Raw genomic sequence first — 21,369 nt, forward strand, 5'->3', positions numbered from 1 at the left:
CTTTCAAAAGACTACCAACGCAAGCCAAAACGTTCACCACCGGTCGCACGATCGTTACCGCCTTTGAGCGGACCGGTATGTTGCGGCTGAATCGACACTTCCGGAGCCGGTTGGTCGTCAGCTTCTTCCTCGGCGGCCTCGGTTTCGACCGGCTTGGCATGGACGGCCTTCATCGATAACGCGACCTTTTGCGAATCGCGATCGAAGCTCAACACTTTGACTTCCACGCTGTCGCCTTCGCTCACCAGCGAGTCCACTTTCGAGACCCGATGATTGGCCAATTCGCTGATGTGGACGAGGCCTTCGACGCCGGCGGTCAAGCGAACGAAACAACCGAACGCCGCGATCCGGGTGACCGTGCCGGTGTGAACCGAACCGACCGCGAATTCGTTTTCGGCGGTATCCCAAGGGTTCTCCAAAAGATCACGGTAGGACAACCCGATCTTGCCGGTTTGTTTGTCGATCGTATCGACGCGGACTTTGACTTTTTGTCCCTCTTGAATCACTTCGCTGGGATGCTTGACCCTTTCCCAGCTCAGCTTGCTGACGTGAATCAACCCGTCGAGCCCGCCCAAGTCAACGAACGCACCAAAGTCACGGACGCTACGAACGGTGCCCTCGATGATGTCACCTGGTTCCATCTTCTCGAGTTGCTCTTTGCGTTTGCCTTCGCGTTCACGCTCCAAAATGGCTCGCCGGCTGACGACGAGATTGCCTCGTCGGGCGTTGGCTTCGGTAACTAAACAGACCATCTTTTGGTCGACGAATTCACTGAGGTCCTCGACGCGATATTCTGTCACTTGGCTGATCGGCATGAAGCCTTGGATCGAGCCGATCTTGCATTCCAATCCGCCCGTGTTGTGACCCGTCACGGTGGCTTCGACGACGCTGCCCTCTTCGATGTCGTCCCAATCGCTCACCTCGATCGCCGAGCCTGGCAACGTACAAGAGTACAAGCCATCCTCGCGGCTGAATCCTCGGATCAAAACCTCCACCCAATCACCCGGGGCGGGCTCGGCTTCGGTGAACTGCTCGAACGGGACCGTGCCTTCGTCAGGTCCGCCGAGCGCGATGAAGACGATGTCTTCTTTGATCTTGAGCACCTTGGCTTGCACACGAGCCCCCTCGGCGAGCGGTTCTCGGCGATCGGGCAACCCGGCCCCACTGGACAAGTAGTTGTCGACGTCCGACCCGGCCAGCGTCGCTTCCAATTCGGCCATCAGATCATCGGACAGGTCTTCGCGGATGTTCGGCACGGCGACCTTGCCCGGTCGTTTCGCCGCAGCCGTCGCGTTGGCGGTTTCCCGGGTCACGTCGGCATCCTTCTCGCCCGCCAATCGCGGCCGGGGCGCCTTCTTTCCGGCCGATTTGCCGCCGGATTTGCTTTTCTTGGCTTCGGCTTTCTCTAAGTCTTCGGTCGAAACGGCCGCCGGCGAGACCGGTTTGGCAACTCCCAAACCTCGCGAAGCCAACGGACCGGCGCCCATACGAGCACCCCCGATGCGAGGCAAAGGGGCCTTCGACTTCTTGGGTCCGCTCGTTTGAGCGGAAGGCTGCGTTGATTCCGCCCGGGTAGGTGCCGTTTCAGCCTGCGCTGCCGGAACGGTGGAAGCCGCCGGATCGGATGAAGACACCGCTTCCGGCTTCGTATTCGAAGAATCGGCGGCTGGGGCGGTGGGGGGATTGGATTCCGAATTCTCGGTCACGGACATGTTTCAGCGACGATTTTGTGGGGCGGGAAAATGAAGAAGGTCCGCCGTTAGTCTAGCAATCCAGCCTGCGACCCGGTAGCCTCTTTCGCCATGCCACACTTCAACGATTCTTTTCGCAATTTCTTCGACGATTTTGTCGACCGAACCGCCAATCCGCTGGCCGGCCGACTCCGCGATGCCGTTCTCGCCGCGTCCTATCCAGGGCTGCTTGACGAACCTCACGACCGCGAACTCGCTACGCTGCTGAAGTCGCCCGATCTGAAAGCCGTCGGTCTACCGCCGCTCGCGTTGGCGGGGCTGTGGTTGCTCGCCGGTGATCTCGACCGCAGTCACGCGATCAGCCAAGCCGACTCGTCGGCCGAGGGCAGTTTTTGGCACGGGATCATGCATCGACGCGAAGCAGATTACTCCAACGCCAAGTACTGGTTCCGCCGTGTCGCAGCGCACCCAGTCTTGATCGAATTGGCCGACCATCACCCGGGCGTTTTTTCGGATCCGTATCGATTCATTGATGATGTGGAAAAAGCCTGCGGCGGGCGGGCGACCGATCCGGCCGTCACCCAGTCATGGTTGCAAGTCCAGTGGACCGAATGGCAGCTCTTGATGCGGCATTGCCTCTCGGTGAACGCCCCGAACGACCAGGGTTCAATGGGCCACGATTCGACCGGCCAGCGATCCGAATGAACGACGCGCCGTTGTCGAACTTTGGTTTGATCGTCAGCAGTGTCTTGGGCGTGTTCCTGATCATGGGCATCGGGGCGTTCTGCCGGACCCGCCACTGGTTGACCCGTGAAGCCGATATGTCGTTGGCCAAGATCACCGCCAACGTGTTGTTGCCCGCATTGTTCCTGGACCGCATCATCACCGATGAAACGCTCGGAAACCTCGCGACGGCCTGGACCGCGCCGGCGCTCGGGTTCGCTTTCACCGCCGGCGGTTTCATCGCCGCTTGGTACACGGCGAAATGGATCGGACCGTGGATGGGGCTTGTCAACGACGCTCAACACCGCGCCTTCGCCGTTTGCGCCGGCATCTGTAACTACGGTTACATTCCGTTGCCATTAGCCCAGATCTTTTACAAACAAGCCGAAGTCGATCTGATCTTTCACAATGTCGGCGTCGATCTGGCGTTGTGGAGCGTCGGGATCGCCATCGTCTCAGGCGGCAGCGATCGCGCAAGGCAGCCGAGCGACCCCGGTAGAAAGCCCCGGTCGACGATCAGGAAACTCGTCGCCCAGTTCTTGCCTGCCCTCACGAGCGCTCCACTGATCGCCGTCGCGGTCGCCCTGACGATTCGTGGTCTAGGTTGGGAAACCGCGATTCCCGATTCCGTCAGTCGATCGATCGAAATGTTGGCGTACTCTTCGATCCCGATGGGGCTGCTGCTCAGCGGCGCGATCATTATCGACTTCATCAAGTCCGCCGATTGGACCGGAGCATCGCGGGTCATCGCCCTGTCGATCGGGTTCCGACAAGGCGTCATGCCCTTGATCATGCTTGGCGCTGCGGGATCGATGTTGACCCAAACGGACTTAAAACAAGTCTTGCTACTGCAGGCGGCGATGCCGTCGGCGGTCTTTCCGATCGTACTCGTGCGTTTGTATCACGGCGACACCGCGACGGCGCTGCGGGTCGTCTTGTCAACGTCGATCGCCGGCATCGTGCTGATTCCACTGTGGATGGCGGTCGGCGCATGGTGGTTGCAGGTGTGACCACGATCCGCCCAGCTTGATTGAACGCTCGAAATCGAATCGCTACATCAGTTATCCCCGCATTTGGTATTTTTGAACGCAATGAATACAAACCCGACGCGCGACGGTCTGTTGATTGAATCGTAACCCGAAGCGTGAGCGAGGGATTAAACGCCTTTCAATCCTCCGTAAGTATCCCTCGCTGACCGGCGTGTTGATTGAATCGTAACCCGAAGCGTGAGCGAGGGATCAAACGCCATTCAATCCTCCGTAAGTATCCCTCGCTGACCGGCGTGTTGATTGAATCGTAACCCGAAGCGTGAGCGAGGGATCAAACGCCATTCAATCCTCTGCAAGTATCCCTCGCTGACCGGCGTGTTGATTGAATCGTAACCCGAAGCGTGAGCGAGGGATCAAACGCCATTCAATCCTCTGCAAGTATCCCTCGCTGACCAGCGTGTTGATTGAATCGTAACCCGAAGCGTGAGCGAGGGATCAAACGCCATTCAATCCTCTGCAAGTATCCCTCGCTCACGCTTCGGGTTACGATTCGAATTAAACCAACACGTTCGTAAGCGAGGGATGAGCCAATATCAATGATCCCTCGCTTACGCAGCGGGTTACGATGAGGACTAAATCAACAGCCCGCTGGCATTGCCCCCTGCCTCGATCGATCGCAGGCGGCGTTACTCAGGCAGGACCAGCAAATGATACCAAGCCGTCTGCTTGTCCCTGTTATCTGAGCCGATCGCCATGCCCGACGCGCCCTCCCTTCCCAACGAGTCGCTCGGCGAGTTCGCCCGCAGAGTCAAACAAGCCGATCGTTCGAGACTCGAGAAACTCGACCCGGCAACAGCCCAGGCCGAAATCGATCGGATCATCGCGAGCCGACTTTGGACCCCGTAACCGTTCACGGCCTTCGGCCTTGAACGGTTACTGACAATCTCAAGCCTACTCGTACTCAGCCATCGGCGGTGCTCGATCGGCGTTCGGTTTCGAGCACGAGCACGAGTACGAGTACGAGTACCATTTTATTGAGCACGAGTACGAGCCTGAGAATCCGTACTGGCAAAAAGTCAGTAATGTCTCTGGGTGGTTAGCGATTTCCTTGTGCGTCTTGATAAACGGTCAGCCGGTGATTCGTGACGTGGACTGGGAATTCGGGCAGATCGATTGTTGGATCGTTTCAAATTCGCCGGTGGCAACCAATCCGACACACTCATCATTGAAATCCTCACCGCTGTCTTCGGAGTCCGTGCGTCGGAGCTGATTCGTTCATCAATGACGTGGAACCCTCGGCCAAGTCGAAATGGAAGTCATTCACCCGTTTGTGTTGCTCGAGCCCCAGCTTGCTTGCCTACGCGGCTTGCCCCAGCAAGGACGACAAGACTAAAAGCACGTTGAACTCATGGCCCATGTCGTGCGTGCTTGGCAGAGCATTCCCTTGCCACTGACGAGAGAACAGAATCGTTACCAACGCTTCTTCGATCAAAGGATCGAGCAACTTAGGTGGCAAGTCGATCAAAAACAGGAATGCCCCCACTGCTTTCGTTGATGGTCCACTCTCACCATCTTGATGGCAGGAAGATTGACGGCAGGAAAATGGGTGCTGACAATCTACCTGCCCCTAATTCTCCTGCCAAGAAAATGAATCCAGAATCCGATTGGCGTTCGATCAGTGTCCGATTAGCGTTCCCCACGGAACACCGACCACAAGAACAGGAAGCAAGCCGGGTGCAGGCGTTTTGTAAACCAGTGCTGAGCACGTTTCATCCGAATCACCTCTCCTTCACCGTGAAGAGTCTTGATGGAGATGGGCAAGTTCGCGGAATATCGAATCCCGCGTCTGGCCTTGGCGACAGTTGTCCTGACCCCGGCGGCAGCCTTCCCCCTTTATTCGCTGCGGAAATGAAACTGGTGTGCAGTGCGTTACTGGAGTCCCTCGACAACCGAAAATTGCATCAATTCACCAGATGACGGATCATTCAGTCGTACCGTGATCTGCAAGGCCGATAGTGGCACTGGGACTGGGGGTGATGTTTCAGGAGTTCCCGGCAAATACTTTCCGGTATCGATCTGAATCGAATTAAATCCCCCTGGAACGAGTCGAGGAACTGTGTTTACACCGCTAACATCATTTAAAACCCACGTAGTTCCATGTAAGACACCGGTAGTCGAGACGGTTCCTGTTAATGTCTGTGTTTGATCAAATCCGTCGTTCTCATATGCGTCTGTCCAAGAGTCGTATGTCGGTTGAAAATAACAGATGCCTCCTGTTCCGTTCGAATGAACCAATTTTCCACTGCGTTTCAACGCGTTTATTCCCGTCCTTGGAATTTCGCCCCCACTTAATGACGTTTGAAGATAGGTGTCATAGTTGATCCCAACGTTTACCGCAAAGGCTGGAGGAGTAGCAGGAACAGTTAGTGGTGGAGTTGTGGTCCAAGTGCTATGGCGCATATTGTCCAATAGTGGTGTTCCAGCCAGATGCGGAAAAAAAAGATCGACAAAATCACCTCGCCCTGCCAGTCCCTGAAGGTCGGCGAGAGGAGTTGCATTGGTAGGATGCAAAATAGGTTGTTGCATCAGAGTGCCGAGAGCGATGTCGTTTGTTTTTAGTAATACATCATCGCTTCCCACGAATCCCAATTCTGTGCGATTGATTCCGTTTGCGTCGGTAACAGACTGATCTGTCGAATTAGCGCCGGTCGTAGGAAAGTTGTCATCATTCACGGACGCGCGTCCTGGTTGTCCATCTGGTCCAGCAGTGATGAACAACGGTGCGTTGTCATCAAAACCCTTCACGTCGAACGCCAAAATATTAGAACCAATTACGTCTTCTCCAGTGCGATCCCAGCGACGATCAGTAGTTGCGAGGTATCCGCGTTGCCAATGCGAAGCCTCACTCGTATCGACCGGGTTCGGATCCCCCAGTTCAAAGTGAGGAAGCAACCATCCGTTAAACAATCCCGTTTGGCTTCCGCCCGCCGCGTTAAGTGTCGAGGGACTCGGATGTCCAACCGGAAACCATGTTGGCGCCGTAGCCACCGGCGTACTCGCACGAGGGTCTGCGGTTCCTTGCCAACTCAAAATTGTATCGTTCCAACCTAGGGCGAGCAGTGGCATAGACGTTGCGTAGTCTAGTCGAGAGTCGAAAGCGCCTGTCGTCTCGCCACGACCAAAGTAACGCCCAGGATATCGGACATGCGCAAACCGATTGTGAGGTTGGGTCAAATCCTCCAGCGTGTTTGCGGCGACGTATGGGGTCGGCTCACCGGTTTCGGGATGAATAACTCGACGCAACGAAATATCGAAAAAGTGTTGGATTCCGGTCATCCCGGTCAACCAGTTGCTGGCGAGCATTTCGCGGTTGTCCGTGTCGCTATTCACGGCGACATACGGATTCATACTGCTGAGGGGATAAACCGTTGACAATTCGGGCGGCACACCATCTGGTGCTGTAGAACCTGAGACTGGACGCAGATACGCCGACTCAAAATCGCCACCGGCAAACGGAGCAGATGCTGTGCTGGAAATCGTACCTTGAAGGTTTAGATCCGGACGGATCAACAGGATCCGTTGATGCAGAACGATGTCATCGGGTGCTAAATCACCGGTACCGTTCTCCTGATCGAGATATCGCGGCATTCCGGCGGGATGGTTTGCAAGCACCAAACCATTCGACGCTGAGACGGCCCATCTCGGTGCAGCCCAGATGATGATCTCAGCGAACTTCGATCGAACTGTCCGCGGCGCCATTCGATCGAACGATGTCGTCAACGAGTCATCTACAACATAAGCGGGAACCTTACCAGTAAACCAATCGTTTCCTGGGGCTTCCGCCGTAAAAGCAATGTAGTCATCAAAATCACCAAAACGCGATTGTTTTCGATACGTCGGCGAGTTGTTGACAGCATTCCAAAGTGGATCCGATGGGGTTACTAAGCTTCCCGACGCGGTTGTTTGAGTTGGTTCAGCGCCGAACAAACCGAACGTATGTTCTGTTAACGGTCCTTCATAGTACATAAAATAGCCGGCTCCGGAATCTGAAGAAATCGGCGGGATTGCCTTAGTAGTCATCCTTCTCAAATCGGACCGTAATCGAAAACTTATTCCCCGAAGTTTGCTCGACATCTGAACTTGTCCTCGCCCCTCTTTCATTGTCTTGCCAATGACCGCGAAAGACTTTCCCAGGGCAGCCATCAACAACATGGTGATGGTCATCGCAATGAGAAGTTCGACTAGGGTGAATGCGAGATCGCATCGAATTGCCCTCGCGCGAGTTTGTAGAACCGTATTTAGCAAACTATTAAACATAGGCCTTGATCGAAGCTGCACAGGAATCCAAATATGAGTGTATTTAACCATGGGATCTGCCTTAGTTCAAAATCCGGGAAAGCTTCACTGTCTCAAGCGCATTATTTAACTTGCCTTGTTCGAAGTGTACGGGCACGCTTCGATCAATAATCTGAAATGACCTATAGCGTCGGATATTCCCTGAGTCACTTCCGACCTCTTGACCAACTCCATTTGTTGCGGCATTCACTTCAAACAATCCCACTGTGATCCATACAGCAAAAACATTCGATTGATCCGTCACCAAATTACTAAGTCGCGTCATCGGCAATTGTTGATGCATGACACTACGTTCAGACCAATTACTTCGTGCAGTGGACGCGCCCATTGGTTGGATAAACAACGGTAAGTTCGGAGAACCCGACTGCCCTCCAGATCGCATGATCGTTCGATCGATGGGTTCAACTCCTCGCTCCGTCGCAACCGATGAGAGATCTCCGACGGAAGTCGGCTTGAATGCACCGGCAAAGGTTGTTGGGTGTTCTCGATCAAAACCAACACCAAGCGATTCAGGACCTGGAGTTGGTGTTGAATAACCTCGACGTTCTTGGATAAACTGCGTCAAGAATGGCTGGGTTGGTGGGGTGCCGTTCGTCGCAGTCGCAGGAGGAGTGGGCCAATTTAACATAATAGGTGGCTCACCGCTGATTCCTTGCATGATCGATTCGTAAACCCTTTCACTTTTGATCGTGTTGAGGTTCACCTTCCCATGTCGAAAATCAGGGGCCAGAATATTGTTCGGTGCGCGAAATGACTCACCAATCCAACGATTCATCCAGAACGCCGCTGTAGCGTTGTCCCACGTATCAGGATTTCCGGTGGGAGTGGCTGAACTAAGGGCAGCATAATTCAATACATCACCAAATACAGATTCGCCGACTTCATCGATCGTAAACGTTTCCGGATTGATCGAGTTTGCGTTTTGGGCGAGCAAATCATTATTGGTACTAAGGAATTCGTTTTCAAAATCGAAAGGTGCTGGAACATCAACCCAATCAATAATTCTCCAAAGGTTTGGTGTATTTGCGAAGTTACCGTCTGTACTCATAAAGTTGAAAAGGTGTGGAAACACAGCATTGGTTTCTTGTCGATCATTTACAGCCCCACCTGTGCCGGCATAAAAGTCCACGCCGGTATAGTTCGGCGGAATTACGGTGGTGCCAAAGTGGGTCACCAAGCCTGCCGCTGAAGTCGATGGGACCCAAGCAACTTCGAGGGGCGAAACGAACGATCTGTTCAACCAGATCGCCGAAGTAAACGAGTTGTTGTAAGGCAGACCAGTAGATACTAATGCAGTACTTGTCGGAGTTGCATTCCGACGCAGTCTCTCACCGTATGAGGCATTGGAGTAGCCGAGCGTTGATGAGTGGGCAGTTGCCAGTGGGTACGCATCGACTGCAGTGGGTGCGGTCGACGTTGTTACATCAGGATTCACCACATCCTGTAGGTTTAGCATCCGATTGAAGAACGCTGTGTTTCCGCCAGTGGCTGTCGGCGCCGTCGCTGTCAGGGCAGGAGGGAACGTGTTTACGCTGTGTGACAGATTTTCTCGGTTTGCAACGGTCGCGTTCGTGAATAAACTCCGACCAGTTTTGTACCGACTCGCAAATGATTCGGGCGGATTGGACGAGAGAGGAGCGGGGTTATTCTTATCAATCCATTCAACCACGCTGGCAGGAGCAGGGCCAGTCTCCTGGCGATTAGCTTCGCTTCCGTTGAATACGGTTAAATCAATTGTGATATAGTCAACAGTTCGATATGGATTATCAATCGCGTTGAACGGTTGCGTAGGATCAGCTAGCCGCTGAAGATACGCCGTTTTGAAGCGTTCCCGCGTCCCAGTCTTTGAACCGTTTATGTCAAATACATCGAACAGCTCAGACTGTCCTGCGATTGTCCTTTCATCAAATGGCACATCTGGAAACGCCCCAGCCGCCGTGTCATAGTTGTAGTACGAATCGGTTGGAAATCCAGGATTCAACGATTCGGTAGGTGCGGGATAGTAGCTTCCGCCAACGTTAAGCGGTTCCGAGACGCTGAGTCCAATACCTCGGTTGAATGGGTCGGCGATCATAGCAACCGGTGCCACGCGAGGACCGGTCCAAGTCGCCGCTACATTCGCGGCAGCGATCACACCAACCACGGGACGAATGGAGGCATAAGCAATCGACCCTGTATCGACCGTTGGAGTCACTCGCGTCCCTGCGATGGAGAACTGTGCAAACAAACCCGAATTCATTTCGAAACGTTGAGGCGACTCATAATCAGCGTACGGTACTAAGGGCTCGCCGGTCGTCGCATCGTGTGTCGGTCCTGCTGAACCATCTTGAAGGCTCCCGACATTAGTCACGGCACGGGGCCCAATGACTGCATACTGCCCACCCCGTAAGTAGACTTCGACATCACTATCGGTTGTGTCTTGGTATGGATAGTTTGAAGCACGAAATCGATTGTAAAATATACGACCAGCTTGTTGGAGGTTGGCCGGAGCAAAATTGACAATACCGTCACCCGCCGTCGTGTCACCGACTCCCCCATCATCTGGGTCCTCATTCGTGAACCAAACCACTCGTTCGATCGCATCAGGAAAGGTGGGGCCGAAAATAGATGGTTGCACTGGATCCAGCGTTGCAGTCAATCGCTGCGGCGTCGCGAGCTGATAAGGATTCACTGCTGAGGCGGTGCCTGCCGGTTGAAGCATCTCGTCGGCAGAAAGTTCGGGATCGGAAGCCCCCGTGGCCTCGAAACCCGGGTGAGCACGAGTGATCGCAACTCGCCAAACTGGATTGCGATCACCCTGCGGTCGCCGAGCCAAATCAAGCCCAAACTCGTCGCCAGCATTGATCGTTCCTCCGCCATCAATGTCTAAATGGCCGTAAAGTTCCGCTGGAACAGCCCAAGGAAGAGCTGCATCATCACGATCGTCGGCTAGAACTCGCAATTGATCCGGTGCCCGCGTACTACGAATCTCCAAAAATAACGATCCTTGAGGGAGGCGATATTGGTCGATATCATTGTCGTCGAAATCGGTTCCATCAAATCGGGGAGATGCTGTCGTATCTAAAGACGTATCTCGCACGCGGCGATCATGCATCGCCAATGATTCTTCAAGCGCGAGCTCCGGATATTCGGCTCCCCAAACAATTCCAAACGTCGGTGTCGCCCCAGTTAAAGTTCCGCCGGTTACATCTTCGACATGCCATCCGTTAAACGGATCCACGTCGTAACGGAAACGCGTCATGATGGAATCAGGATCCCGGAAATCCACTACGTTGACGGCCCACTGAGCCAATCGATAGGCACGGTACTGTTCTTCCTCGTTGGCGACACGGTACGCGCCTGTTCCATTGTCGAAGAAAGCCTTCTCTTGCGACGGGTCGATCGTCAATCCGGCCGCGCCATAGCTAAAATCGAAATCGGCTCCGGTCTCGTTATTCCGAGCTAGCGTCATCGCCATTACATACAGATGGCGGGCGAACAATTCCCGAGAGGAAGGCTCGTAGTTACCTGTACCTGGTCCAGGTATACCGTTTGTAGTGTCAGTATAAGGGGTGGTGAAAACTGTATTGGAGAGTGATCCCGTAAAGTCCTGGTAAAAAGTTTCAGCACCGCCAAGCAATTCTTGAGGATCGTCAATTACCCCATCACTGTCGTCATCAATGCCATTACCGAACGGTCGATTCAAATCAAACTTCTTGCCTGCCAAAATATCTTTGGGGAGCAATTGCATTAGCAAAGCGTTGCGCTGCTCGTTCGTAAGCGTTCCGTTGGCAACTTCTTCGGTAAGTAAATCTTGCGGCGATCCGGCACCCTGTGCGACTGCGGAATTATCCCGATACTCTCGCGACAAAACTCCTTTCGACACTGAGGTCGTATTGCTGATGGTTGTTATCGAGTTTGCGAACTCCTGACGAGCCGCCAGAACGTCCGCGTAAGTTGGACCGGATACTCCAGATGGATTCGTTGTTGAAAACCCGTTTGGATCATCAAAGTAGGCTTCGGAGAGATACACCAGTTCACTTTCAAGCGCGTCGCGATCGAAATCATTGTAACGAAGAATCGCCTCTAGATCCGAAAGTGAGAACGCTGAGTCAGGTTGTCCGTAAGCTTCTAAATCCATCTCATAAGGGTCATCATTCGAGTCACCCGCGGCGGCTCCTCCATTGGCAACGCTCGCCGACGCCCCTGAGACAAGCAAACCACCGTTAATGCCAAGCCCAATGCTCGCGCGACCGAACTTGTCTACGGGTAATCCGTAGCTATTATTGGTCGCGTGCAAATTGGGGAGGTTTGGCTGACGGAGCATGCCGAAGAAATCATTGCCATTTCCGGTTCGTTGGTCGATCAAGAAACCTGGTGCAACATATTCAGTAGCGCCGACTTGCTGCCGCAACAATCGTCGACGCAGCAATTCCAATGCACCGTTTCCTCTCTGCGCATTTACGTGAAAAAACAAAGGTCGCAGATCGATCTCGGCGGGTCCATATCCAAAACCGTTTGGTAGGCCAACAGGGTATGGTGGAACCGAGCCCGACATATCCGGCTCGGTCGTTGCTCCGCTAGTTGCAACGCCGTTATTCCAAAGGAGGCCTTCTACGGAGTTAACAATTCGGTTTGTGTTGGGCTGGACGTGCTGCCAAGACCTTGCCTGAGCAAGATTGCCGATCAGATTCACGTCTAGTCTTCCCGACAAATCCTCGACGAGGTAACTGACAAGTGGCTTAACGAGCTTACCGTCGTCGGTCTCTGTTAGTGATAAACCAGCATCGAGCCAGACACTGTCGAGAATATTGTCCCCGTTATTGTCGACGTCCCAGTCTGGTCCCACCAATGCTTGAGCTAGCGTACGAATTTGATTAGCTAGGACCACGGGGTCCGTTTCCGCAAAGTCAATTGAAGTCGTTCCAAGGGTCGAAGTATTGCTACCCGTGAATTGGCTGTAATCTAGCTTTAAGACGCCATCAGCCCGGGTGGTAATTGACGTAGGCATTGCCGGATCGTTGATCGTTCGAATCGGGCGCAAACTCGCGCGTTGAACGGCACGGGCAATCTGGCGAAGGCGAGTAATTGAGAGTGAGTCTAAGGCCGTGGTAGTCGAATGTTGATTCAGCAACCAATTCAGAATCCCAGGGCGCACGAACGAAGGGGTTGGCGTTCCCATCGTCGCACTCGTTGGAAAGTGGCTTAAGAACCAGTTTTGTTCGTCAGGCGCATCATACGGTTCATCCTGATCGCCCGAAGGCAAATCCTGAATGTAAGCGTGAGTTGCGTTGACGACGGTTGCTGCGGGCTCTCGACGATATAACGCAAAATTTCCTTGCAGTGACACTGGGACATCATTTCCAGTTGCCGATGCCTCAAACGCCGAACCTTCCTTCACGTCCGCCGTCACCAAACTCGCATTCGTTTTAGTTGGATCGTATTGCGTGCGAATCGTCTCATTAAGATTGAAAGAAGGCGAAGACTCGGCAAGTGTGTTGTCTCTCTCCACATCCCAACCCAGTCCGGGACCATTCAGAATGCGTCCATTGAGATAAAAATCGCTAACAGAGGCAGGATCGTTAGACGTGTTCGGAACAGCGTCATAGAACAGCAGCGCAATTTCACGATGATCTGCACTGGCCACTGGTAATCGGTGCCGACGAATCCACTCTGCAAGCGTAAACGTTTCTCCTAGAGAATCGACAGTAATGTCTTTTCCGAGATGGGGTCGCACGTCCAAAACAACTTGACCGCTCAGGATTGCCCGATTGTTTGATGCACCAGTGTGATCTCCGAAATATCGAACGACACGCATCGAAAGTCCCGCCAGCGGGCCCTGCTGAAAGGTTAAAACCCGACCGGTAATCTCTTCGTCGGTCGCGAACGCTGTAGCTGCAGCGGAAGGGTAAGTTCTTTTCGCATCGTTATCCGAACGACGATTCGTGTAAGTTGCAGTTACATGAAGACGACTTGGAAATCGGATAAACTCCCCACTCAAAAGAATGTCAGGGCGGACTAAGTTGTTAGACACGGGCCAAACGGGAACTCGAGCAACCTGCCCAGTAACGCCATCACGAACGCCATAGAAGTCACCCAATAAACTATGCCCCCACAATGAAGAATCGGGACCTGTGGCTCCAACCAGTAGACCGGTCAAGGCACGGTTCAAATACTCTTCGCCTATACCCTCTCGCCGCTCACTGAAGTTGATGCTCGTGGCAGCACGCAGTTGGGAATTGGTAAAAACCAGGTACGAGGCCCCCAACATGCTGAACAAAGTCAGCATCCCCAAAACAACTAGCAAAATGATAGCGGGTCGTTTTCGAGAAGAAGAATACCCGTTAGTTCTTAGGTGACTCATGATAAGGTCTCGCGTCAACAGTAAGGCAAAAAAAGAAGAGTGAACAGCGAAGCGAATGAACGCTATCGCCGTCAAGTAGAAGTTCGGCGCTGAGTCATTGCAGCTCGACTTCCGATTCAATAACCGAAACAGCCCCTGTTACGATCGTGCAAAAAGTATCGTCACGTTGGTCGGCAACGCCGTCATCAAACGCCCAATCCGAACCCGCCAACGTTACCCAACGGCGCCACACTGAAATCGAACCGCCTGTTGGAAACCCCGCGTAGGACGCATCAACCGTTCCGCGTTCCGCTTCTTCCACTCGGAGAACTCGAAACCATCGATGGATTGCTGCTCCTGTTGGAATGTTCGGCGCAACGGAAGTGTCGTATCTCTGCCGAGACAGCATTACCCATTCACCGGTGTTGATGTCGTCACTCACGGCGTTAGACCCATACACAAGCACATCCCCTCCTGCACCACCGTTAAAGCCAATCGCGCTTCCAGGGTCAATCCAAGTGACCCGTTCGGAAGAGGCGTTTTCGTCCGCAACTTCTACCGTATAAACGGAAGAATTCAAAGCAAGAGGATCGCCAGAACGTTGCGGGACAGGAGCAAGTCGCTGCCGAACGACGACAATGGATTGCTTGAAAGGGTTGCCACCCGATGGATCAGGCGAAAGCGTTGCAAACCATGAATAATTCGAAGCACTGCTAGCGGCGGTATCGATAATCGCGCCGTTGATCTGTGACCGATTGATCAGTACCCCACTTGGGTCGCCATCTTCATTTCCCGAAACGCGTTCGATGGATCCGAACCCACCAAAAATCTGTTGCAGCGCCATCGTATTCATCAAGTGCTCTCTTCCCAACGGTGCAATCGGCGGCACGTCAGGAGAACGCAACGTAACGCGATACATCCGAGGAGACATCGGCCACCCTGGCGCGGCAACGCCCGTCGACGCGCTGGCGTTCGGCTCTCCTAAAACATTGTATCGCTCACTGTAGTACGGAAAGCGACTGAAATCATAAGCATTGGCTCCAGCAGTGAAAGTCGCAAACTGAGGGTCAGGCATGCCTATAGGATCGAGACACAAGCCGGAGTACAAACCATTTACCGGATCGTTCGTTGGATCCGGATTCAAACTATTGTGACCGTATCCGGGAGATTCCAGCTTGGCAATTCGCCGCTGGGGACCCATTGCTGTACTAGACAATGGCCAACTTGTCACTGATGAATTTTGCGTACCCAGTTTAAAGGCAACCGTCGTCAGTTCGCCGCTCGGCTCATAACCGTAAAAAAACGGTGGTGCGATTGGTCGAGCGGTTGATCCTGCGGCCTCTTTATCCAAAAGCACTAGACGATTGAGCGTGTTGAATTGACGAGCCAAACCTGCGGCGGAAGCCGAGGTTGATTCGCCGATGCTACGATCCATTTCAAGAACGGCTTGGGCATTGTTTGCTGCTACTGGTATCAAAGCAGCAAGGCCAACCAAGCCGGTCAAGATGACACCAATTGCAAAGATAACTTCCATCAAAGTTACTGCTTCGCGACGGCACTCTCTCAAGTACAGGTTGCAATGGCGAAGGATTATTTCCTGATCGCTAGTTATGTATCGCATTAGTTCGTCCCTATGTCTGAAGAAGCGACCGCTGAGGCACGTACCCGCCCTATCGTTCGTTGAATTCGATCTTGCTGTCGCAAGTCCAGGTCAGTAATGGCCGTGTTTCCCGTCGCAATCAGGCTGGTACTATCATCGGTAGGGTCGGTCCAATTCGACGTCACGATCTCGCCAGTGCGAGACTTGATGGTGACCCAAATGCTTTCCTGATCCAAAAGTGGCGTAATACCATCGTCGGCATCATCCGCAATCGGATTAGGATCGGTGTCTTCTAGTTGATCCTCCGGTGCGGTTTTTACTTCGCCTCCCCGGCCTACCAACAGATGGATATCACCAATAACAGGCAAGTCGGTCTGCGATCCGTCTGACCAAGTCAACAAGACACGACTCACTTCACCACGAGCACCAAACAGAATCATTACAGACTCGTAGTCAACGGAGACGGAGTTAAATGGAGCGATTGCAACATCCAGATAGTTACCTTCGATGGCCATTGGTGAAAACTGATTTCCGTATCGTCCAAGCCCGGATACGGAGAGGTCGATCATGGTGTCTTGGGGCATTTCGATCGGCATGGCGATCGCTGGCCGCGGACTTCGGAAGATCGAAAAACGACTTTGTGTTCCTCGAAACCGCAGCATGTTGAGATTCTGTTCGTTTGCTACCACCTGAACCCGAACCCATGTGGGAGGAAGGTTAGGCGCGGCAAACAACGCGGCCGGTAAGCCGTCGCTTGCGCGAAGCGTTGCTGTCCCGAAGTCAATCGTTTGAATAGTAAATCGCAAACCCGCATCCCCTAAAAGCACTTCATCGCCATAGTTGATAAGAGTTCGAAAACGAGTTCCACTGCTTAAATCACTTGCTGATCGTGTTAACTGCAAAGCACTACTTCGAAACCAAAGAGCAATCGTATCGTCCGTGAAATCGTCAGGTGTTCCACCGGCATTCACGCCTATAAGTGCTAGCTCCAACGCAATGTCTCCGGTGTAGGGCTTGGGGGCCGTGGCAAACCGAATCCGATTCGATGAACATCGTTGAGCGATCGAATCTTTACCGAGTCGGTCAATAATTACGCCACCACCACCTCCGGCAATTGAACGAGCTCGTCCCTCTTCAATTGCTGACCGCAGTAATCCTGCTGCACGAGCCAATTTCTGGTCACGAAGAGTATTCTTGACGGTCGGTAAGGAGATCGCCGCAAGAATAGAAACAATCGTCAGCGCAACCATTAACTCCACCAGAGTCAATGCTGAACGGCGGAAACTTCGTTGAATGCATCTAGACATCAAAAATCTCCAAATGCAGGATAGACATTGTCTGCGGATTGGTCATTTCCATCGCCATTGACGTCACCTCGGGCACCAAGCTGACTACCGATGGCTAGATTGCCAAGATATGGATCCACGAAGTTTGCAGGGGCCGCAAAACCTGCAACCGTAATTGGAGAAGTCGCTTCAGTCGGCCAACCACTTCGAATAAAACTGATGGTTGGAAGTGAGACTGAATCACCATCGAGGCCAAAAAGATCAAATTCGCCGTCGCTGCCAGCGGACACAATCATGGGAGTCAATTGGAACGGGTCTTCCGCCGTTGCATTCACTGGCGGCGTCGAACTTTCGCTATCAAGGTAGCGAGGATCCACTAAAAGCGTATCAATTGAATCACGTTCGAGTTCATTCTTAATCGCAACCAAATCAGCCCAATCCGCCCGAACCGTCGTTGATGCCGGACTTTCAACGATCACATTCCACTGCGGTGTCAACTTAAAGCCGCAGGGCCACCGCATGAATCCAAAGGGAACTCCCCACGGATCCAAAATCTCAGGCATCCCATCTTCATCAATATCCCCAATATCCCGCGTTCTCAGCATGTCCGAGGCGGGCTTACCGTTTACAACGGTTGAGGAAAGGATCAAATGCAAACATTCCGCAGACTGATACTCAATGGTCCACTCTCCGTTCGTCACATCCCCATCAACAAGATCAACATAGCTCGTTGCCGCCGGAAGTGACTTCGCATTCACGATGGTATTCTTAATTCGCTCACGTGCTCTCAACAAACGAGACAAGCGAGTCGCGCTGCTCATCGGAATTGCCGTCACTGGTGGGCCAACGTCAGAGAATGGAACAACTACAGGCGCAGTGGACACCTCAGCTATTCTATCCGGTAAGACACATCGCACCCAATCGCGTTTCCATAGCAGAGCAGACATGGCCTGAGTGTTGCCCGAAACACTCACACCCGGGTAAGCCGGAACTCTCTCGCTTTCAATCTCATAAATCTGCAACATGATTAGATTCAGGGAATCCACCATCGAACGTGCGCGACTCTCCTGGGCTGCACGGGAAGCTCCGGTTAACGCGATTGCGGCCAAGCCACTCAGGATTCCTGAGATAACCATGACGACCAAGAGTTCAACCAACGTAAACGCTCTTCGGCTAGTGTTTTTGTTATCCATGTGATTTGAGCAATCTGCCTTATATTTACGGCAAATCTGACTCCAAAGTCCGCGTTGAGAAATTCGTTATATTGTCCAACTGAGGCTTGACGGATCCATAGACCCCAGTTGTCTCTTCATACTTGTCCACAGCACCGCTTCCCGATAAAGTCCCAAGGGCATTTGCAGATTGACCCGTTGCAAAAACATTGACTGTACCGGCAGCACCCGCAGTCGAAGCGGTTACTGGATCAACAACACCCGCAAGAACTACACCTCCATAACTTTGATCGAGACCAGCGGAAATTAGCTGGAACCTTGATCTCTCGGCCCACAAAAACCCGACCCCGTTTGTGTCAGCTTGGCTAGAAAGATAAGGTCTGGCGACGCCGAACTCGGCGCTGCTTGCGGGGTGCATGTAAATGTTCAGTGCGTGCCACCGATTATCCGTACCGCCACCGTTGACCAACCAGTCCGTGCTCGAAGCACCAGGAGTCTTCTCGAAAGTCGGAGTGAAAGTGTTTGTGTAAGTGCGGCTATTGAAATAAACAACAGGATTGAGTTCATCTCCTAGACTATACACTGGGAATGGATCTACCAAAAAAACCAAACTCGCAAACGGTCCGCTGGTCGCCCTTGCCGAGAAAGCATCGCTTACGCTTGTGCCAACGACGGTTGCAACGTATTCGTCACCCGAAAAAGTGTATGCACTTGATGCGCCACATGGATTGGGAGTTGAACTGGTAGGATCATTCGCAACGAATAGGTTCAAGCCCTCGCTGAAGTCCATAAAAGCATTGTCACGATCAACATTGTATTGGTGCAAACCATAACCAGCGACAACTGAAGCCGACGGACTTGTGATCAATGAGAGCGGACCACCGCTACCAGTAAAGGGATGCTTTTTGTCCTGACTAAAACCGCCTAAGCAAAACACGAGAGCTTCTGCTGCATCGATGGCCTGTCGATAGTGGGTAAAAGATCCGGTCGTGCTCCGCGGATCAAGATCCGCAGTAAGTGGAACTCGGTCAAAATTTTCATCAAGGTGCGTGTATTGTGCCAGTAACTTTAATTCGCTGTCGTCAATTTCTGGGAACGCCTTGCGGAAATGCCTCTCCACAGATTTCCAATCGCTGAAGTCCGGCGGATAGTCACCGTACTTCAGCTTGTAAGCTTCAAGAGCTTGGCTAATAAGATCAATTTCTAGCCGGATCGCTGTTTCCTTCGCCGTCTTAATCGAATTGGTCACCGCTGGAACTAAGATAGCCATCAAGATCCCGATGATCGCGATCACGACGAGGATCTCCACCAACGTGAAGCCGGTTCGGAGCACGCGGGCCGAGCGGCGGGTGGCGAGGAGCGGTTGGCGGAAGTTCGAGTGGTGCATGGGATTGTGTTAGAAGCGAGTGGCGAGTGGCGAGTGGCGAGAAGTAGTTGAAGAGTGATGAGTGAAGAGTGAAGAGTGAAGAGTGATGAGTGATGAGTGATGAGTGATGAGTGATGAGTGATGAGTGATGAGTGCGTGGGGGAGTTTAGGTTTAAGTTGGGTTGGGTTGGGTTGGGTTGGGTTTTGGCTAATCGCTAACAGCTAATCGCTAATCGCTAACAGCTAATCGCTAACAGCTAACAATCTTCTTGGTCGTGGTGGTTCGAATTGCCCCTCTTCCCGAAGCGGGGCGAGGGGAGTCCGAGTGAGGCGTCCTTCGTTCGTGTTCTGAAAAAAGCCAACCGCTAACCGCCAAAAGCCAACCGCAGGCCGCCCTGCGGCCTATGTCAATCCTGTGATGAGTTCGACTAGGGGCATGAATAATGAAATCACGATGAAACCGACGGCGAGTCCGAGGAACACGATCATGAGCGGTTCCATCAACGCCGTGAGGCTGTCCGTCATGATGCTGACTTCTTCGTCGTACGTGTCGGCGACCTTGTAAAGCATCGTGTCGAGTTCGCCGGTCTCTTCGCCGACGTCGACCATGTTGACGACGAGGTCGTCGACGACTCGGCCTTTGATCTTGGTGGCGTAATACAACACCGCCAAGACTCCTCCGCCGATGATCATGTAGCCCGCCATGAACGTCAGCATCTCGACCATTCCGTCTTTGTCCAGCTTGCTACCTTTACTCGTCAACGCGACGCTCATCACCATCACGCCGGGGAACCCGCCGAAGATCGCCCAAAACACCGCCGCCATCGGATGGAACCCGAGCACGCTGTGTTCACGCAGCGGTTTGGAGATGACTTCGCCTTCGCGGATCGCCTCGGCGACTTTACTGTATAGTTTCTCGAACATCGCGTTTCCGGCGGTCTCCCGCGTGATGTTGAGCGCTTCCATGATCGGAACCCCGGAACTGATCAGGGTTCCCAGTGTTCGGGTCGTCCGGGCGAGGATGTTCTTTTCGATCAGCGAGCCGAAGATCGGCACGCGAAGGATGAACATGTCAAACCCGATCCGGCCCTGCTTGAATTTCTTGATCAGTTTGACGAGGATCATCAAACACACCGGCATCGCGATCAGCAAGAACCAATACCCGGCGATGTAATTGCTCATCGCGATCAACAACAACGTCGGCGCTGGCAACGTCAAGCCGAACTCGTCGAACATCTTTTCGAACGTGGGCACGATGAACAACATGATGAACGTCAAGATCAAGATCGCGACCGTGACGACGATACACGGATAGATCAACGCACCTTTGACTTTTCGCTTGAGTGATTCGGCGGACTCGAGGAAGTCGGCGAGTCGGTTAAGAATCGTCTCGAGCGCACCACCGGCCTCGCCGGCTTTGATCATGTTGACGTAGAGTCGATTGAAGACCTTCGGGCATTTCGCCATCGCTTCGGAGAGCGTCGAGCCGCCTTCGATCTCATCACACACGTCCATCAGCGCGTTCTTCAGCTTGCCCGGCTTTTGGTTCTGTTCCAGAATTCGCAAACTCCGCAAGATCGGCAAACCCGCGTCTTGCAAAATCGAAAGCTGGCGGGTGAACGCACAGATGTGTTTCGTCTTGGCACCGCCGAGGGCGAACGGGCGTTTCTTTTTCTCGCCCGGAGCGACCGTCCCGGCGGCCTGTTTCTTGACCGCGATCTTGGTGACGAAGTAGCCCATCTGACGGATGGTGGTTTGTGCTTCGTCCTCATTGGACGCTTCGATTTCATCCCGGATCTCTTGTCCGGTCGCGTCCATCGCTTCGAAAGTATAAGTAGGCATGGTGGGTTCGCTTCGCTCACGC

Annotated in this window: 12 protein-coding genes; 3 read left to right on the plus strand and 9 right to left on the minus strand. The window is 53.2% G+C overall.

Annotated elements, in window-relative coordinates; translation table 11 throughout:
- Positions 1-11: 11 nt before the first annotated feature.
- Complete coding sequence (locus Pla100_RS20050) at positions 12-1,712, minus strand: 30S ribosomal protein S1 (RefSeq protein WP_146579468.1); 1,701 nt, start codon at positions 1,710-1,712, stop codon at positions 12-14.
- A gap of 90 nt (positions 1,713-1,802) precedes the next feature.
- Here Pla100_RS20050 and Pla100_RS20055 point away from each other — a divergent pair, with 90 nt between their 5' ends.
- The 3 genes from Pla100_RS20055 to Pla100_RS20065 all read left to right on the plus strand — a co-directional run bounded on the left by Pla100_RS20055 (position 1,803) and on the right by Pla100_RS20065 (position 4,309).
- Positions 1,803-2,396 carry a hypothetical protein gene (locus Pla100_RS20055; protein ID WP_197168091.1) on the plus strand — a complete coding sequence of 198 codons (594 nt, stop codon included), beginning with the start codon at positions 1,803-1,805 and terminating at the stop codon, positions 2,394-2,396.
- Complete coding sequence (locus Pla100_RS20060) at positions 2,393-3,424, plus strand: AEC family transporter (protein WP_146579469.1); 1,032 nt, start codon at positions 2,393-2,395, stop codon at positions 3,422-3,424. Before Pla100_RS20055 ends, Pla100_RS20060 begins: the two co-directional genes overlap by 4 nt.
- A 705-nt stretch (positions 3,425-4,129) precedes the next feature.
- Positions 4,130-4,309 (plus strand): hypothetical protein, encoded by a 180-nt coding sequence (locus tag Pla100_RS20065; RefSeq protein WP_146579470.1) that lies wholly within the window; start codon positions 4,130-4,132, stop codon positions 4,307-4,309.
- A gap of 451 nt (positions 4,310-4,760) precedes the next feature.
- Here Pla100_RS20065 and Pla100_RS20070 read toward each other — a convergent pair whose 3' ends face one another.
- From Pla100_RS20070 to Pla100_RS20105, 8 genes are all read right to left on the minus strand, one after another.
- Complete coding sequence (locus Pla100_RS20070) at positions 4,761-4,946, minus strand: hypothetical protein (RefSeq protein WP_146579471.1); 186 nt, start codon at positions 4,944-4,946, stop codon at positions 4,761-4,763.
- A 386-nt stretch (positions 4,947-5,332) separates the two neighbouring features.
- Positions 5,333-7,720 carry a PilW family protein gene (locus Pla100_RS20075; RefSeq protein ID WP_146579625.1) on the minus strand — a complete coding sequence of 796 codons (2,388 nt, stop codon included), beginning with the start codon at positions 7,718-7,720 and terminating at the stop codon, positions 5,333-5,335.
- Positions 7,721-7,781: 61 nt separating this feature from the next.
- Positions 7,782-13,898 carry a hypothetical protein gene (locus Pla100_RS20080; protein ID WP_146579472.1) on the minus strand — a complete coding sequence of 2,039 codons (6,117 nt, stop codon included), beginning with the start codon at positions 13,896-13,898 and terminating at the stop codon, positions 7,782-7,784.
- A 298-nt stretch (positions 13,899-14,196) separates the two neighbouring features.
- Positions 14,197-15,156, minus strand: a complete 960-nt coding sequence (locus tag Pla100_RS20085) for a hypothetical protein (RefSeq protein WP_146579473.1) — start codon at positions 15,154-15,156, stop codon at positions 14,197-14,199.
- A gap of 545 nt (positions 15,157-15,701) precedes the next feature.
- Positions 15,702-16,988, minus strand: a complete 1,287-nt coding sequence (locus tag Pla100_RS20090) for a pilus assembly FimT family protein (protein WP_146579474.1) — start codon at positions 16,986-16,988, stop codon at positions 15,702-15,704.
- Positions 16,988-18,160 carry a type II secretion system protein gene (locus Pla100_RS20095; protein WP_146579475.1) on the minus strand — a complete coding sequence of 391 codons (1,173 nt, stop codon included), beginning with the start codon at positions 18,158-18,160 and terminating at the stop codon, positions 16,988-16,990. The genes Pla100_RS20090 and Pla100_RS20095 overlap by 1 nt, the downstream gene beginning before the upstream one ends.
- A 25-nt stretch (positions 18,161-18,185) precedes the next feature.
- Positions 18,186-19,526 (minus strand): type II secretion system protein, encoded by a 1,341-nt coding sequence (locus tag Pla100_RS20100; RefSeq protein ID WP_146579476.1) that lies wholly within the window; start codon positions 19,524-19,526, stop codon positions 18,186-18,188.
- Between the two features lie 381 nt (positions 19,527-19,907).
- Positions 19,908-21,347: a type II secretion system F family protein gene (locus Pla100_RS20105; RefSeq protein ID WP_146579477.1), complete on the minus strand. Its 1,440-nt coding sequence runs from the start codon at positions 21,345-21,347 to the stop codon at positions 19,908-19,910.
- Between the last annotated feature and the right edge of the window lie 22 nt (positions 21,348-21,369).

Source organism: Neorhodopirellula pilleata (assembly GCF_007859915.1).
Classification (GTDB): Bacteria; Planctomycetota; Planctomycetia; order Pirellulales; family Pirellulaceae; genus Rhodopirellula; species Rhodopirellula pilleata.

What these genes read in the sequence shown, in the direction of transcription:
- Pla100_RS20060 (WP_146579469.1), top strand. Translation starts at nt 2,393, where the DNA reads ATGAACGACGCGCCGTTGTCGAACTTTGGTTTGATCGTCAGCAGTGTC.
- Pla100_RS20100 (WP_146579476.1), bottom strand. Translation starts at nt 19,526, where the DNA reads ATGCACCACTCGAACTTCCGCCAACCGCTCCTCGCCACCCGCCGCTCG.
- Pla100_RS20075 (WP_146579625.1), bottom strand. Translation starts at nt 7,720, where the DNA reads ATGTTTAATAGTTTGCTAAATACGGTTCTACAAACTCGCGCGAGGGCA.
- Pla100_RS20050 (WP_146579468.1), bottom strand. Translation starts at nt 1,712, where the DNA reads ATGTCCGTGACCGAGAATTCGGAATCCAATCCCCCCACCGCCCCAGCC.
- Pla100_RS20105 (WP_146579477.1), bottom strand. Translation starts at nt 21,347, where the DNA reads ATGCCTACTTATACTTTCGAAGCGATGGACGCGACCGGACAAGAGATC.
- Pla100_RS20090 (WP_146579474.1), bottom strand. Translation starts at nt 16,988, where the DNA reads ATGTCTAGATGCATTCAACGAAGTTTCCGCCGTTCAGCATTGACTCTG.
- Pla100_RS20095 (WP_146579475.1), bottom strand. Translation starts at nt 18,160, where the DNA reads ATGGATAACAAAAACACTAGCCGAAGAGCGTTTACGTTGGTTGAACTC.
- Pla100_RS20085 (WP_146579473.1), bottom strand. Translation starts at nt 15,156, where the DNA reads ATGCCTGACCCTCAGTTTGCGACTTTCACTGCTGGAGCCAATGCTTAT.
- Pla100_RS20055 (WP_197168091.1), top strand. Translation starts at nt 1,803, where the DNA reads ATGCCACACTTCAACGATTCTTTTCGCAATTTCTTCGACGATTTTGTC.